This is a genomic window from uncultured Dysosmobacter sp. (assembly GCF_947631165.1).
Taxonomy (GTDB): Bacteria; Bacillota; Clostridia; order Oscillospirales; family Oscillospiraceae; genus Oscillibacter.
The window spans coordinates 1-13906 of record NZ_CANRKH010000048.1 but is presented as its reverse complement, the minus strand read 5'-3'; the positions used below and the strand labels follow the sequence as shown (position 1 = coordinate 13906).

Below are 13906 nucleotides of genomic sequence, written 5' to 3'. Positions count from 1 at the left end.
CCATGGACATGATCCTGAAGGGCTTCAAGCTGCTGGACGAAAAGGGCCAGGACGCCCGGTTCGAGTATATGGACCAGTTCGTCACCGCCAGCTTCTACGCCGGCATCGCCTTCCTGAAGGCGGGCTGCGGCCCTGTCCACGGCATGAGCTTCCCCCTGGGCGGCACCTATCACGTGCCCCACGGCGAGAGCAACTACATGCTCTTCGGTGCTATCCTGGACTATTATGACGAGAAGAATCCCGACGGCGAGATCATGCGCTTCAAGGAGCTGGTTGCCAGCATTCTGGGCTGCGAGGCCAAAAACGCCATCCCCGAGCTGAACGCCCTGCTGCAGCGCATCCTGCCCCTGCGCCCCCTGCGGGACTGCGGCTTCACCGAGGCCGACTTCAAGGCCTTCCCCCAGTCCGTGGAGGCCAACCAGCAGCGTCTGATGACCAACGCCTATTATCCTTTCGATCTGGAGTCCGAGGAAGCCATCTACAGAAAGTGCTTCTGATCCCAAGCATCAAAAAACGCGCCGGCGGCTGCCGGCGCGTTTTTTCATATCTGTCATACTGATAAAAACTTAAAAAAGTTTTTTATTGCGGCGCATCGCGTCGCCGCGCCTACATCGCGCAGGAAAAGTATGGACTTTCATCACAGGCGGCTTCGCCGCCTGGACCACATAAGCGGCTCCAGTCAAACAATGAAATTGTTTGATGCGTGATTCGTATCACAGCTCGGGTCCGGATACTTGGGGCAGATATGCTTCATACAGCTTCTGCCCTTTCCAAAAGGCCATCAGCAGCAGGATGATGCCGATCAATCCCGCGATCAGGCCCAGGATCGCCAATCCGGACAGCAGCCAGACGCACAGCCAGCACGCCGCCTGGCTCACCGCCAGCACGATCCAAGCCCGTCTCATGGCGGCGCTGTTCAGGTCCGCGCCCCGCCGTTCCTCCATGTCCCGGACCGCCTGGATCAGCGCCCAACAGATATACAGGCCCACCAAAACCGCCAGCAATCCCAGCAGCCCGCCGATCACACCGCTGCCGCCGCTGACGCCCAGCAGATCGCCCAGCCACAAAATGGCCGTATAGACGCCCATGCCCACCGCGAAGGGCCGGACGTTCCGGAACAGCTGGCTCTCCCCGTCCAGCTCCTTCGTCCCCTGGTACAGCAGATAATAGCCCACAAAGGGCGGCAGCAGATTCAGCGTATGCTGGTTCACACTCAAGTTGAAATTCAAAAACACAAAGAACAAGCCCCAAAACAGCTTTTTCATTTCTCTTCCTCCTTGACCTTATCCGCGTACCGCTTCCCATATTTCAGCACCAGAACGCCCACCGCGATCTTCGCCGCGGCGTACAGCGCCGGGATCAGTAAAAACGTGACCCCCGGTCCGATCATACTCATCTTCCCGCTCCTTTCATCACCGTATGAAGCCAAAACTCAGCACGCCCAGGCCCATCAGCAGAATACCCGCCAGGTCCAGCACGCCCCAGGCGATCAGGACCCAGCCCAAAAGATAGCCCTTGGTCTTTGCCAGATAGCCCAGCTTGTCCATCCAATCCCGCTGGGGCGGCACAGACCGCTCCGCCTGCTGTTTCTCCTGCCGTGCCTGCTCCGCCCTTAATAAATAGTCGGTAGTCACGCCGAATAAGTCGGCCAAGGCCACCACCTTCTCCGTCTCCGGCATGGTCTCGTCCCGCTCCCACCGGCTGACGGCCTGACGGCTGACGTTCAGCTTCTCCGCCAGAGCGTCCTGGCTCATGCCTGCTTTCTGCCGCAGGCTTTGCAGCTTCTCTCCAAATGTCATGATCTTCTCCTTTGGTTTGATAACTTTATAGGCGACACACTTGAAAAGAAGTAAACTTCTTTTCAAACCATCGGCGCATGCGCCGATGGTAGCCGCGAAGCGGCCTAAGTGTCTTCTTCATAATCAACGCGCACGGGCTTTGCCCGGCCAGCGGGTATGGCCGCTGGTTGAAAATCTGCTCTTGCTGATTTTCAAGTGCGTTGACTATATCATAACAAAAAAGCCGGTTGCTGTCCAGCAACCGGCTATAGAACTTCCGCAACTTCAGATTGCGGTCCTTTTTTTCACCACAGCCGGAGAAGAAGCTGCCATCCAGGGCCGCTTTTGTCAGTTTTGAAACGGCTTCTGCTTTTTATGGCAGATCTGCCGGGATCGCCAGATCCACCATCGAGACCCCCCGCCGCATGGCGTACTCCACGGTGTACCGGGTCCCCCCGGCGGAGCCGTCAAAGGCGGCGATCAGCAGCGACGCGTGATCTACCATGTAGCGGTCCCGCCGCTGCATACAAAAAGGCGTGTACTGGGCAGACACCAAGGTCTCAAAGTCACAGGCCGCCACCAAACGCCGGTATCGCTCCCTCTGACTGGCAGGCCATGCGTCCGCCTGGGTCGGGCAGGGGATGGCGGCCTCCACCGTCACGTCCGGGTGCTTCTCCCGCAGGGCCAGCACACACTCGCAGAAATACAGGTCACAGCCCTGGGCCATGCCGCAGAGAAAATGGCGGAATCCCTGGTCGTAGGCGGCCTCCGCCGCGTCTGTGATCCGCCGCTTCAGCTCCAGGCACCGGGGGTCCGTTTCGTCATATCCCCAGGGCAGCTTGTTGGGCCGGTGGCCGGTGAAGCAGCAGGCGCTCTGTCTGGCCCTCATGCGGATACCCCCTTTCTGGTTTTCCCTCTCCGCCTGTGGAACGGAACTTGAAATCGCTCTATGCTCAGTATAGAACATCCGTTCTTATTTGTAAAGTGGTTTTTCCTCGCCTTCGCTCTGTCAAATCTATCGCAGTGACATGTTTTTTCAAATCAGGGGTTGCATTTTCCTCCTGTCTGTCGTATACTAAGGCCAGAAAGCAACTGAATACTTTGTCTTCAGGGCGGGGTGCGATTCCCCACTGGCGGTAAAGTCCGCGACCGGATGCCACTTGGTATCCGCTGACCCGGTGAAACTCCGGGACCAACAGTGAGGCTTTTGTTTTTCAAAAGAGTACCTTTTTCGGCGAGACAGATTTTTTACAGGCCAAGGCGGAGGATTGAGATCCTGTGTGGATTTCGATTGACGGCAACGCAGGAATGTAGAAAATTTGACCGCAGAAAAGGATGGGATTTGGGAAATCAAAAGCCGCAGTCTGGATGGAAGAAGATGAGTGCGGCAGAGCCGCGCGCTGTTTGCGCGCTCCTTTGTTGTTTGTTCACCTTGGAGAAGTCAAAGCGTCCAGGGTGTTTTCAAACAAAACAAAGGAGTGTATTTTTATGTCCGGATCCAATGTCAACGCTATCCCTGCCGCCCGTTCCAAGGTCCATGTCAAGACCGTGGTCTCCCTGGGCATGCTCACCGCCGTCGCCTATGTGGTGATGTATCTGAGCAAGCTGCTGCCCCAGGTCTCCGGCTTCCTGCAGCTGGATATGCAGGCCACCGTCATCTCCATCGGCGGCTTCATCTTCGGGCCAATGGCCGCCGCCGCTATCTCCATCGTGCTGCCAGTCATCGAAATGCTCACCGTCAGCGACACCGGCCCCATCGGCTGCATCATGAATATCCTGGCCACCGCCTCCTTCTGCTGCTCCGCCGCCTTCGTCTACAAAAAAATGCACACCAAGAAGGGCGCCGTCCTGGGCTTGACCCTGGGCGTGGTCATGCAGGTCATCGTCATGCTGCTGTGGAACTACCTCATCACTCCCATCTACCAGGGCGTTCCCCGGGAGGTGGTAGTGGGCATGCTGCCCACCGTGTTCCTGCCATTCAATCTGGTGAAGGGCGGGCTGAACATGGCGCTGATCCTGGTGCTCTACAAGCCGGTGGTCACCGCCCTGCGGAAGGCCCGGCTGGTCCCCGAATCCCGGATGCCGCAGCCGTCCAGCAGCAGGCTGAACGCCGGCTTCCTGCTCTTCTCTCTGGCCCTGCTGGCCACCTTCGTGACCCTGGCCCTGGTGCTGATGGGGATCATTTGACAGGCCCTCGCCTTCCAGCAAACATCCATATCTACCCTTGACGAGGCGGCGGGCCGATTTCGGCCCGCCGCCTCGTTGACATCCGATCAGCAAGGAAATCCCTTTTACCTTTCGTATCGACAAACGCCTATAAATCCTTTGCTTTCATGGAAGCGGCTAAACAGAATGTTATCATAACCCATCCAAATCCTTCACATCAGGAAAGGGCCGCTTCCAGTCCGCCTCATTCTCCTGCACCCTGATCAGCAGCTCTTTTTTAGCTTGAAGCACCCGTCTATCCAGCTTTGAGATGAGCCAGGCGGCCCCCATTTGGCTGTCAGAACCATTGTAATCATCATCCAATAAGAACGAAAACAGCATATCAGCTAAATTTTCATCATTCAGGTAGTCGCTGAAAAAGCGGTTGATATACTCCTCAAATTCAATATTGCAGCTCCAAACCAGATACTCATATAAATAATCCTTATTCCAGACGCCGTCACATACCGGAATGATTCTTTTCAATTCTTCCGGCGAATGAAAGTACATTAATACCACCCCATTCTATTCACAGATCCGAATTTGCGGTTGCGATTATATCATAGCCACTTCACAGTTTCAATCTGTCATTTGGGAAATTGCCGGTGCGTAGATCCATCAACACAAAAGGCAAAAGGGCGGCAAAGAAAACCATCTTCCCAAGTCCGAACAGATGTGCTATAATAAAATTGTAAATTCCCCATTTCTAATTTCTCCTTGCAAAGGTGGTGCGTCATGGACCGGGTCATCCTCCACTGCGACCTGAACTGCTTTTACGCCTCCGTGGAACTGCTGAGCCATCCGGACCTGCGGGACTTTCCCATGGCGGTCTGCGGCGACCCCTCCTCCCGCCACGGCATCATCCTGGCCAAGAACGAGCCGGCCAAGCGCTTTGGCGTCCAAACGGCGGAGACCATCTGGCAGGCCAAGAAAAAATGCCCGGACCTGGTGCTGCTGCCGCCTCATCACGACCTGTACCGGGCGTATTCCAAAAAGGTCAATGCCATTTACGACGAATACACCGACCTGGTGGAGCCTTTCGGCATCGACGAAAGCTGGCTGGACGTGACCCACACCCTCCACCTCTTCGGCGGAGACGCCCGCGCTCTGGCGGACGCTCTGCGGCAGCGGATGAAAGAGGAGCTGGGCCTCACCCTGTCGGTGGGCGTCAGCTTCAACAAGGTCTTTGCCAAGCTGGGCAGCGACTACAAAAAACCCGACGCCACCACTGTCATTTCCAGGGAAAACTGGCAGAACATCGTGTGGCCCCTGCCGGTGGGAGACCTGCTGTACGTGGGCGGCGCGGCCCGGAAGCTGCTGAAGCAGTACGGCGTGACCACCATCGGCCAGCTGGCCGCCTGCAAGCCGGACACGCTGGAGCTTCTGATGGGCAAAATGGGCAGCCAGCTCTATGAATATGCCAACGGCCTGGACCGGGACCCGGTCCGCTCCCGATATGACGCGGAGCCGGTGCGGTCCGTGGGCAACGGCACCACCTTCCCTCAAAATCTCACGACCCGGCAGGAGGTCCAGGCGGGCATCGCCGTGCTGGCGGACTCCGTGGCGACCCGGCTGCGGCATCTGGGGATGTATGCCGGCGGCGTTCAGGTGACGGTCCGGGACCCCCAGTTCCATGACCGTTCCCGTCAACGCCAGCTCCCCGCTCCGACCCATCTGATCCGGGACCTGACCAGCGCCGCCACAGAGCTGACGGAGCAGCTCTGGAAGCCCCCAGCCCCCATCCGGGCGCTGACAGTGACGGCTATCCACCTCTCCCAGGCGGGGGAGACCTACGAGCAGGTGGACCTGTTCACCGCCCCCGCCGCGCCGAAAAAGGAGAAGCAGGAAAAGCTGGAAGCGGCCATGGACCGCATCCGGGGCAAATACGGCGCCGGGTCCATCGTGTTCGGCGCCGCCCAGCCCAAAAAAGAGGAGGATCCCCTGCCATGACGAAAATCGAGGAAAAGCAGCGCCTGCGCCGGACGGTCCGGGCTCTGGAACGGGCGCTGCCCGCCGCCTACAGGACCGCCAGCGGCAGCGCCATCGTCCGCCGCCTCACCGCCATGCCGGAATACCAGACCGCCGGAACGGTATTCTGCTTCGTGGGCACACAGCGGGAGATCGACACCCGGCCCATTCTGGAAAACGCCCTGGCCGCCGGAAAACGCCTCTGCGTCCCCCGGTGCTCCGGCCCCGGCGTGATGGAGGCCCGTCAGATCACGAGTCTGGACCAGCTCTCCCCCGGCGCCTATGGCATCCTGGAGCCGCCGCCGGACAGCCCTGCCATCCCCACAGACGCCATCGACTTCGCCATTCTCCCCTGCCTCACCTGCGACCGCTTCGGCCGCAGGCTGGGCCAAGGCGGCGGATACTACGACCGCTTTCTGACCCATTACCGGGGCGGCACGGTTCTGCTGTGCCGTGAACGGCTGATCCGGGAAGAGATCCCGGTGGAGCCCCACGACTACCCCGTCCCTTGGGTCCTGACGGAGACGGCGCTGTACGAGGACGGGACCCCTGCCCGGCTGGGCTGATACGGATCCCTCATCAAACAATTTTCTTGTTTTATTGGGGCCGCATATGCAGCCCCGGCGGAAAAGCCGCCTGTGACGTCGTACATGCTTTTCCTGCGCGACGCAGGCGCGGCGGCGCGTTGCGCCGCAATAAAAAACTTTTCTAAAGCTTTTTATCAGGAAACAGGATGAGATCACATCCCCCAAACGGGGACCTGATGGAAAGGAGGTCCACAGATGCACGGAAAACGCGAGATCCGGCGGCGGCGCGACCCGCTGCTGGCAATCTTGGCCGTTTTATTGATGGCGGTGCCCGCTGCAGCTCTGCTGCTGGGCCTCCATCTCCTGGCCTCCGGCGGCAGAGCGTCCCCGCCGCCGGAAGCAGACCCAACCGCCGTCTCCCAGCCCGCCGTTCCCGTGCAGGCTCCCGCCGGTCAGCCGCCCATCACGGCAGATCCGGCGGCGGAACAGGCGGCCCCCTTTGTCATCTCCCTGCTGGGAGACTGCACCCTGTCCTCCAGCCATTACACGAACCACTTTGAGAACCTGGTGGGCGACGACCTGGCCTATCCCTTCTCCAATGTGGCAGACATTCTGACGGCGGACGATCTGACTCTGGCCAATCTGGAATGCAGCTTTTCCTCCCGGCGGCTGGAATCCGCCTCACAGTACGCCTTCTGCGGGCGGCCCCAATACGCCTACTCCCTGGCGCTGGGAGGCGTGGACTGCGTGTCCATGGCCAATAACCACACCAACGACTTCGGCGCCGCCGGGATCTCGGACACACTGGACGCTCTGGCGGAGGCCGCCGTCACCGGCGTCACCGGCGGTCAGAGCCAGTGCTTCGATCTGTCCCGGGACGGCGGCACGTCGCTGCGGATCGGCGTCTACGTGCTGCCCTTCAACGGCTCCGCCGCCCAGATGAAGCAGGGCGCGGCACAGCTGCGGGAGGCAGGGGCCGATATCGTCATCACCTGTATGCACGCTGGGGCGGAGAAGATCTACGTCCCCACCAGGCGGCAGACCTCCCTGGCCCACGCGGCCATCGACGGCGGCGCGGACCTGGTGGTGGGGACCCACCCCCACGTGCTCCAGCCGGCGGAGACCTATCAGAACGGTGTGATCCTGTACAGCTTGGGCAATTTCTGTTTTGGCGGCAACCGCAATCCGGGGGACAAGGACACGGTCATCGCCCAACTGGTGGTCTCCCCTGGAGAGAACGGCCCCACCTGGGAGCTGCGATACGTGCCCTGCTCCGTCAGCAGCGTATCCAACACCAACGATTACCGCCCCACGCCCTACCCGGAGGACGACGCGGGCTGCGCCCGCTGCCTGCGGAAGCTGGCCTCCCCCTGGAACTCCCTCACCGCCGAGCAGGCCGCCGCCCTGGCGGCAGAGAAAGCCGCTCAGGAGACAGAGGAAACCGCCCAGGAAGCCCCGCAGACCGTCCAGACGGCAGAAGAGGTCCCCGACGCTTCTGAGGAGGCTCCGCTCCTCTTTGCCCAGCTGCAAAGCGATAGCCCCTGACGCAAAAGCGCCAGGGGCTGTTTTAGATGCAAATTCAGCATGCGGCTCCGCGCCGGACCGTTTTTAATGCAGCGCGCCTGCTGGCCGGCCGCCGCATCAGTTCCGGGAACACTTCTCCGCGTCGATAGCCAGCGCCAGCATCAGGACCCGCAGGGCGTCCCTCGGCTCCGCCACGTCGATCACATACGTATCCGTCCAGTTGAACAGCTCCTTGGAGATCGTCGCCACCCGCGCCCCGCATGGCTCCGTCACGGTGTAGTCCCACTCCATGAAGCTGCCCTGGACCTGCCAGCCGTTGCAGTCGATGTCGAACCGGGGCGTGAAAAAGGTGAATTCCTTCTGGATGCAGCCCACATAGCTGTTGCCCTCGTACAGCTCGAACTTGGGCAGGAAGGTCAGGACCCGCTCCTTCACCGTGCCGATGTGGTCGCCGCAGGCGTTCAGGATGTGGAGGCAGTGGCCCCAGGAGAGCTTCCCCTCCACGGTGAACACGGTGTTCCCCGCCTCGTCGTAGATATCGTAGCTGTCGAACCAGCTGAAAAACCGCTGTTTGAACAAAAGCCTCATTCGGCAAAGCCTCCTTTTCAGACGGAATATGGGCCCGGAACAGCCTGGCCGTCCGGTACAGGTAGATCCGCTTCAAAATAGCCGTCACGACAAAGGCGCTCCCGCCAGATCCCGCAGTTCTTTCCACAAAAGCCCTCCATCCTGTCTCCTCTCTGTCCGGCGGTCCCTTCCGAGCATTTTCTGTCTATCATTCTTTCTGCTCTTTCGTATCATATCATAAAATGATATCGGCGTGCGTAACAATTTGATGACAAAAGCCGGCGGTCTCCCGCCGGCTTTGCCAAAGTCTCACAGCAGTTCGACGCCCTCCGGCCCGACCCGCAGGCCGCAGCCGAAGTATGCGGTCATGGCCCGGATCAGATAGTCCGTGTCCCGGACGCCCGCCACCTCGCAGGCACTGTGCATGGCCAGCTGGGGCAGGCCGATGTCCACGCTGGGGATGGACAGGTGGGCGGTGCTGATGTTCCCCAGAGTCGATCCGCCGGGCAGGTCCGCACGGTTGCTGTACCGCTGTACTGGGACCCCCGCCCGGGCGCAGACAGCCCGGAACACCGCATCGGAGACCGCGTCGGTGGTGTAGCGCTGGGCGGCGTTGTACTTCACCACCACGCCTCCGTTCAGCACCGGGAACTCATTGTTGTCAGCGTACTCCGGGTGAGCGGGGTGGATGGCATGAGCGTTGTCCGCCGACACCAGGAAGCTTCCCGCCAGCAGCCGCCGGTAAGCCTCGCCCGTCGCCCCCAGCCCTCCGGCGGCCCGCTCCAGCACGTCCGTCAGGAAGGTGGAGTCCGCCCCCTGCCGGGTCCCGCTGCCCACCTCCTCGTTGTTGAACACCGCCAGCACCGGCATGCCGCCGCCCGCCTCTGCCGCCAGAAAGCCCTGCAAGCAGCCGAACACGCACTGCAGGTCGTCCAGCCGGGGCGCGGCAATGAACTCCCCGTTCAATCCCGTCACCGTCCCCCTTGTCCTGGGGTACAGAAACAGCTCTGTGGACAGCAGGTTCGCCTCCGCTGCCCCCGCGCTCTCCGCGATGAGCCGCCGGAAGCCCCCCGGCTCCCCGCCCTGGGCCAGCAGGGGCAGCATGTCCACGTTGGCCTTCAGCGCCGTCCCCTTGTTCATCTCCCGGTCCATGTGGATGGCCACGCCGGGGATCACCAGCAGATCCCGGTCCACGTTCACCAGGCGGGACACGATGCGCCCGCCCTCCCGGACCATGGCCCGCCCTGCCACGGACAGGGGCCGGTCCAGCCAGGACCGCATCGCCATGCCGCCGTAAGGCTCCACGCTGAGCCGCAGAAGTCCGCCGGGGCCGGGGACCTCCGCCGTCTCCCGCACCTTGAAGGTGGGGGAATCGCTGTGTCCGGCGGCGATCATAAAGCCGGAAAAGGCCCCTTGCGGCGCCCGGAAGGCGATGACGCTGGAATCCCCCCGCACCGTGAAATAGTCCCGCCCCGGCGTCAGATGCCAGGAGCTGCTCTCCCAGAGCTGCTCAAAGCCCGCCGCCAGCAGCGCCCGGCGCACATTCTCCGCCGCGTGATAGCAGCTGGGGCTGCCGTCCAAAAAATCCAGCAATTGCCGTGTCTGTTCCATAATCGCTCCTCCTGACAGGAATTTATAAAAATCCCCCATAAAACGCTCAACTCATCTTGTTAAGCCCGCTTCCGCGGCTCCGGCGGCGCAGCCGCCAGGGATGCTGCCAATGCTCGCCAGGGATGCTGCCAATGCTCGCCAGGGATGCTGTCAATGCTTTTCCTGGCGCTAAAGGCGCGCAGCGCCGCAATAAAAGGATCTTTTGATCTTTTTATCAGGAAATCCTATTACTCCAACGATCCGCTTTTCCAAAGTGCCGGGATACGCGCAGCCCTGGGCACACGCCCCTGTCATGATGTTCCATATTCCCACTATCCCTTATCAGCTTCAGCATACCACACCCGCCCGCTGGCGGCAAGACCCTTTCCCCGGTCCGCCGGAACCGCCCTCCCATATATTGCAACTCTTCCGCAGGCATGATACAATACACATATTACATAAGAAAGAGACTGACGCTATGATCGTAATGGACCTGGAGTGGAACAGCGGATACGACAAGACCCGCCTGGAGGAGATCCTGCAATTCGGCGCCGTGCGGCTGGACGCCCCCGGCGGTCGGATCACCGACACCTTCTGCGCCTTTGTCCGCCCCCGCGTCCATAAAAAAATGAACCGCACCGCCAAGGCGCTGCCGGAGCTGAAGGCCATGCTCAACGCCCCGCAGGACTTTCCCGCTGCTCTCTACGACTTTGTGAAATGGTGCGGAGACGACACGGTGTTTGCCGACTGGGGCGGTGACGACCTGACGGTGCTGCGGCAGAACTGCTCCTTCTGGCGGCTGCCGGGGCCGAAGGTGACCCGTCACCTGGACCTGCAGGCGGCCTTTTCCATGCAGGTGGGGGTCATCAACAACATCGCCTTGGCCCACGCGGTGGAATACTGCGGCATCCCGGAGACCTTTACCTTCCACAACGCCCTCAACGACGCTATGTACACCGCTCTGGTCTCCGCCTACATCCGGCCGGACCTCTTCTCCCTGCTGGATCTGGGCCGGGAGGCCCGCCGCTTCCTCTTCCGCCCCGCCTTTCCCCCCTCCGTCCGCCGGACAGGCCCTTACAGTGCCCCGCCGGAGGCCCTGCAGAGCCAAGGCTGCCGCCGCCAGCCCTGCCCCCTCTGCGGCGAGCCGGTTTGGGTCCGATACTGGTATCCCGGCCGGGAGTGCTACTACACCGACCTCCGCTGCCGCCGCCACGGCGTTTTTCTGACCCGTCTGACCCTCCACTATGCCGGTGAGGCCCAGTGGCAGGCCCTGGTGGATGTGCCGGAGGTGACCCCCGCCCTGCTGAAAGATTACGACCGGGCGCTGCGGGCCGGTCCCATCTCCTGCAAGGCCCGCAAGCGGCCCCGCCGCCGCAGGGACCGCCGCCGCAGGCCGGGAGGCGCCGTATGAGTATCCGCTGCATCGCCCTGGACCTGGACCGCACCACGCTGGGAGTGGACGGCCGCCTGTCCCACGGCAACCGGCAGGCCCTGGAGGAGGCCATCGCCCAGGACGTCCACATCATCATCGCCAGCGGACGGCCCTTCGGCTCCCTGCCCCAGGATGTCGCCTCCATCCCCGGTATCGAATACGCCATCACCTCCAACGGCGCCGCCGTCTACCACCTGCCCACCGGCCGCCGCCTGCGTGGCTTTCTGCTGGAGCCTGCCTCCGTCCACGCCATCCTGCGGCTGACAGAGAGTGAACCTCTGGCCTACGAGGCCTTTGTGGACGGAGAGGCTTTCGCCGGAGCCGCCTACGTCCGGGACCCGGCGGCCCACGGCGCCTCGCCCCAGGCCATCGGCTACATCCAGCGTACCCGCCGCCCCGTGGAGGACATGCGCGCCTTCATCACCGCCCACGCCGCGGAGCTGGACAGCTTGGACCTGGTGGTGGGCGACGAGGCCCGCAAAGCCCGCCTCTGGGCGGCTCTGGAGACGGAGATCCCGGGGATCTACGTCACCTCCTCCGTCCCCCAGCTCATCGAGATCTCCCACGCCTCCGCCGGCAAGCGGGCCGGCGTCCGCTTCGTCACGGAGCTGCTGGGATTGTCCCCCGCCCAAACCGCCGCCTTCGGCGACGGCGACAACGACGCGGACATGCTCCGCTATGTGGGGCTGGGCGTAGCTGTGGCCAACGCGTCTCCCGCCTGTCTGGCCGCCGCGGACTGTGTCACCGCCTCCTATGACCAGGACGGCGTAGCCCAGGGCATCCACAACATTTTGTGTCTCTAAAAAAATTTACTACAATATGTGGCATCTGCCAGCTGCCCCTATATTTTCGTCATACCGCCCAAAAAAACAGAAAAACTTTTTCACCCTCTCCTCCCGAATTGTGGTAAAAGCCACTTGCTTTTCAATATCTTGTGTATTACAATAAAATTCACTTCGATATATAGCGGCTATGCCGCGCAGGACCTATGGGAGGGACGATATGAAAGTTATCAAACGAAACGGCACTGAAGTCGTGTTCGACATCACCAAGATCATCGCCGCCGTGGCCAAGGCCAACGACAGCGTGACGGAGGGCGCCCGCATGACGCCCATGCAGATCCAGCGCATTGCGGAATTCGTGGAGCTGAGCTGCCAGAAAATGAATCGCTCCCCCTCTGTAGAGGAGATCCAGGATCTGGTGGAGTATCAGATCATGGCCCACGGCGCCTATGAAGTGGCCAAGAACTACATCACTTACCGCTATACCCGCTCCCTGGTCCGCCGCAGCAACACCACCGACGATAAGATCCTCAGCCTTATCGAGTGCTGCAACGAGGAGGCCAAGCAGGAGAACTCCAACAAGAATCCCGTGGTCAACTCGACCCAGCGGGACTATATGGCCGGCGAGGTCTCCCGTGACCTCAGCGAGCGGCTGCTGCTGCCGCCGGACATCGTGGAGGCCCACCGGGAGGGCATCATCCACTTCCACGATTCCGACTATTACGCCCAGCACATGCACAACTGCGATCTGGTGAACCTGGAGGACATGCTGCAAAACGGCACCGTCATCACCGGGACCCTCATCGAGCGGCCCCACAGCTTCTCCACCGCCTGCAACATCGCGACCCAGATCATCGCCCAGGTGGCCAGCAACCAATACGGCGGCCAGTCCATCTCCCTGACCCATCTGGCTCCCTTTGTGGACGTCAGCCGCAAGAAGATCCGCAGGATCGTGGAGCAGGAGATGGCCTCCATCGGCGCCGACCCCGGTGAGGAGAAGGTGGCTGAGCTGACGGAGGCCCGTCTGCGGGATGAGATCAACCGCGGCGTGCAGATGATCCAGTATCAGGTGGTCACCCTGCTGACCACCAACGGACAGGCCCCCTTCGTCACCGTATACATGTACCTGAATGAGGCCAAGACCCCCCAGGAAAAGCACGATCTGGCCCTCATCATCGAGGAAGTGCTGGAGCAGCGCTACCAGGGCGTGAAGAATGAGGACGGCGTGTGGATCACTCCCGCCTTCCCCAAGCTGATCTACGTGCTGGAGGAGGACAACATCACCGAGGACGCGCCCTACTGGTATCTGACGGAGCTGGCCGCCAAGTGCACCGCCAAGCGGATGGTGCCGGACTATATCAGCGAGAAGAAGATGCTGGAGCTGAAGGGCGACGTGTACACCTGCATGGGCTGCCGCTCCTTCCTGACGCCGGACCGCTTCACCGACGCGGGCATCGGCAACATCGCCAACGCCGGCAACTACGAGCCGGGCAAGCACAAGTACTATGGCCGCTTCAACCAGGGCGTGGTCAC

At 61.3% G+C, this 13906-nt stretch carries 16 protein-coding genes; 9 read left to right on the top strand and 7 right to left on the bottom strand.

Annotation, left to right across the window (positions count from 1 at the left end):
• The coding region (locus Q0Z69_RS14820) for an iron-containing alcohol dehydrogenase (RefSeq protein ID WP_298035176.1) at positions 1–497 on the top strand (497 nt) is incomplete at its 5' end.
• Positions 498–713: 216 nt separating this feature from the next.
• On the opposite strand, the gene Q0Z69_RS14815 is transcribed toward Q0Z69_RS14820, so the two are convergent.
• From Q0Z69_RS14815 to Q0Z69_RS14805, 3 genes are read right to left on the bottom strand one after another with little or no spacing between them, the layout of a single operon-like run.
• On the bottom strand, positions 714–1265 hold the full coding sequence (locus tag Q0Z69_RS14815) for a hypothetical protein (protein ID WP_298035175.1): 552 nt from the start codon (positions 1263–1265) through the stop codon (positions 714–716).
• Complete coding sequence (locus tag Q0Z69_RS14810; RefSeq protein WP_298035174.1) at positions 1262–1396, bottom strand: hypothetical protein; 135 nt, start codon at positions 1394–1396, stop codon at positions 1262–1264. Before Q0Z69_RS14810 ends, Q0Z69_RS14815 begins: the two co-directional genes overlap by 4 nt.
• A 16-nt stretch (positions 1397–1412) precedes the next feature.
• Positions 1413–1799 carry a helix-turn-helix domain-containing protein gene (locus Q0Z69_RS14805; protein WP_298035173.1) on the bottom strand — a complete coding sequence of 129 codons (387 nt, stop codon included), beginning with the start codon at positions 1797–1799 and terminating at the stop codon, positions 1413–1415.
• Between the two features lie 40 nt (positions 1800–1839).
• Here Q0Z69_RS14805 and Q0Z69_RS14800 point away from each other — a divergent pair, with 40 nt between their 5' ends.
• Positions 1840–2136 carry a hypothetical protein gene (locus tag Q0Z69_RS14800; protein WP_298035172.1) on the top strand — a complete coding sequence of 99 codons (297 nt, stop codon included), beginning with the start codon at positions 1840–1842 and terminating at the stop codon, positions 2134–2136.
• Between the two features lie 15 nt (positions 2137–2151).
• Here Q0Z69_RS14800 and Q0Z69_RS14795 read toward each other — a convergent pair whose 3' ends face one another.
• Positions 2152–2667: an SLOG family protein gene (locus Q0Z69_RS14795; RefSeq protein ID WP_298035171.1), complete on the bottom strand. Its 516-nt coding sequence runs from the start codon at positions 2665–2667 to the stop codon at positions 2152–2154.
• A 599-nt stretch (positions 2668–3266) separates the two neighbouring features.
• Here Q0Z69_RS14795 and Q0Z69_RS14790 point away from each other — a divergent pair.
• Positions 3267–3965, top strand: coding sequence for an ECF transporter S component (locus tag Q0Z69_RS14790; RefSeq protein WP_298035170.1), 699 nt, complete (start codon positions 3267–3269; stop codon positions 3963–3965).
• A 171-nt stretch (positions 3966–4136) separates the two neighbouring features.
• Here Q0Z69_RS14790 and Q0Z69_RS14785 read toward each other — a convergent pair whose 3' ends face one another.
• A complete protein-coding gene (locus Q0Z69_RS14785) occupies positions 4137–4493 on the bottom strand; it encodes a hypothetical protein (RefSeq protein WP_298035169.1) in 357 nt (118 codons plus the stop codon).
• Between the two features lie 225 nt (positions 4494–4718).
• Here Q0Z69_RS14785 and dinB point away from each other — a divergent pair, with 225 nt between their 5' ends.
• From dinB to Q0Z69_RS14770, 3 genes are all read left to right on the top strand, one after another.
• Entirely contained in the window at positions 4719–5933 is a 1215-nt protein-coding gene (gene dinB, locus Q0Z69_RS14780) for a DNA polymerase IV (protein ID WP_298035168.1), read from the top strand.
• On the top strand, positions 5930–6517 hold the full coding sequence (locus tag Q0Z69_RS14775; protein ID WP_298035167.1) for a 5-formyltetrahydrofolate cyclo-ligase: 588 nt from the start codon (positions 5930–5932) through the stop codon (positions 6515–6517). The genes dinB and Q0Z69_RS14775 overlap by 4 nt, the downstream gene beginning before the upstream one ends.
• 216 nt (positions 6518–6733) lie before the next feature.
• A complete protein-coding gene (locus Q0Z69_RS14770; protein ID WP_298035166.1) occupies positions 6734–8023 on the top strand; it encodes a CapA family protein in 1290 nt (429 codons plus the stop codon).
• A gap of 96 nt (positions 8024–8119) precedes the next feature.
• Here the strand turns inward: Q0Z69_RS14770 and Q0Z69_RS14765 are convergent, their stop codons facing one another.
• Both Q0Z69_RS14765 and Q0Z69_RS14760 read right to left on the bottom strand, forming a co-directional pair.
• Complete coding sequence (locus Q0Z69_RS14765; RefSeq protein ID WP_298035165.1) at positions 8120–8590, bottom strand: LURP-one-related/scramblase family protein; 471 nt, start codon at positions 8588–8590, stop codon at positions 8120–8122.
• A 288-nt stretch (positions 8591–8878) separates the two neighbouring features.
• The gene (locus Q0Z69_RS14760; protein WP_298035164.1) at positions 8879–10180 is read right to left on the bottom strand and encodes a M18 family aminopeptidase; all 1302 of its coding nucleotides are present in this window, start codon (positions 10178–10180) and stop codon (positions 8879–8881) included.
• A gap of 457 nt (positions 10181–10637) precedes the next feature.
• Between Q0Z69_RS14760 and Q0Z69_RS14755 the strand changes: the two genes are divergently transcribed.
• The 3 genes from Q0Z69_RS14755 to nrdD form a co-directional block, all read left to right on the top strand.
• Entirely contained in the window at positions 10638–11570 is a 933-nt protein-coding gene (locus Q0Z69_RS14755; RefSeq protein WP_298035163.1) for a 3'-5' exonuclease, read from the top strand.
• The gene (locus tag Q0Z69_RS14750; protein ID WP_298035162.1) at positions 11567–12394 is read left to right on the top strand and encodes a Cof-type HAD-IIB family hydrolase; all 828 of its coding nucleotides are present in this window, start codon (positions 11567–11569) and stop codon (positions 12392–12394) included. Before Q0Z69_RS14755 ends, Q0Z69_RS14750 begins: the two co-directional genes overlap by 4 nt.
• Before the next feature lie 199 nt (positions 12395–12593).
• Positions 12594–13906, top strand: a 1313-nt coding sequence (nrdD, locus tag Q0Z69_RS14745; protein WP_298035161.1) for an anaerobic ribonucleoside-triphosphate reductase, incomplete at its 3' end; no start/stop codon positions are given.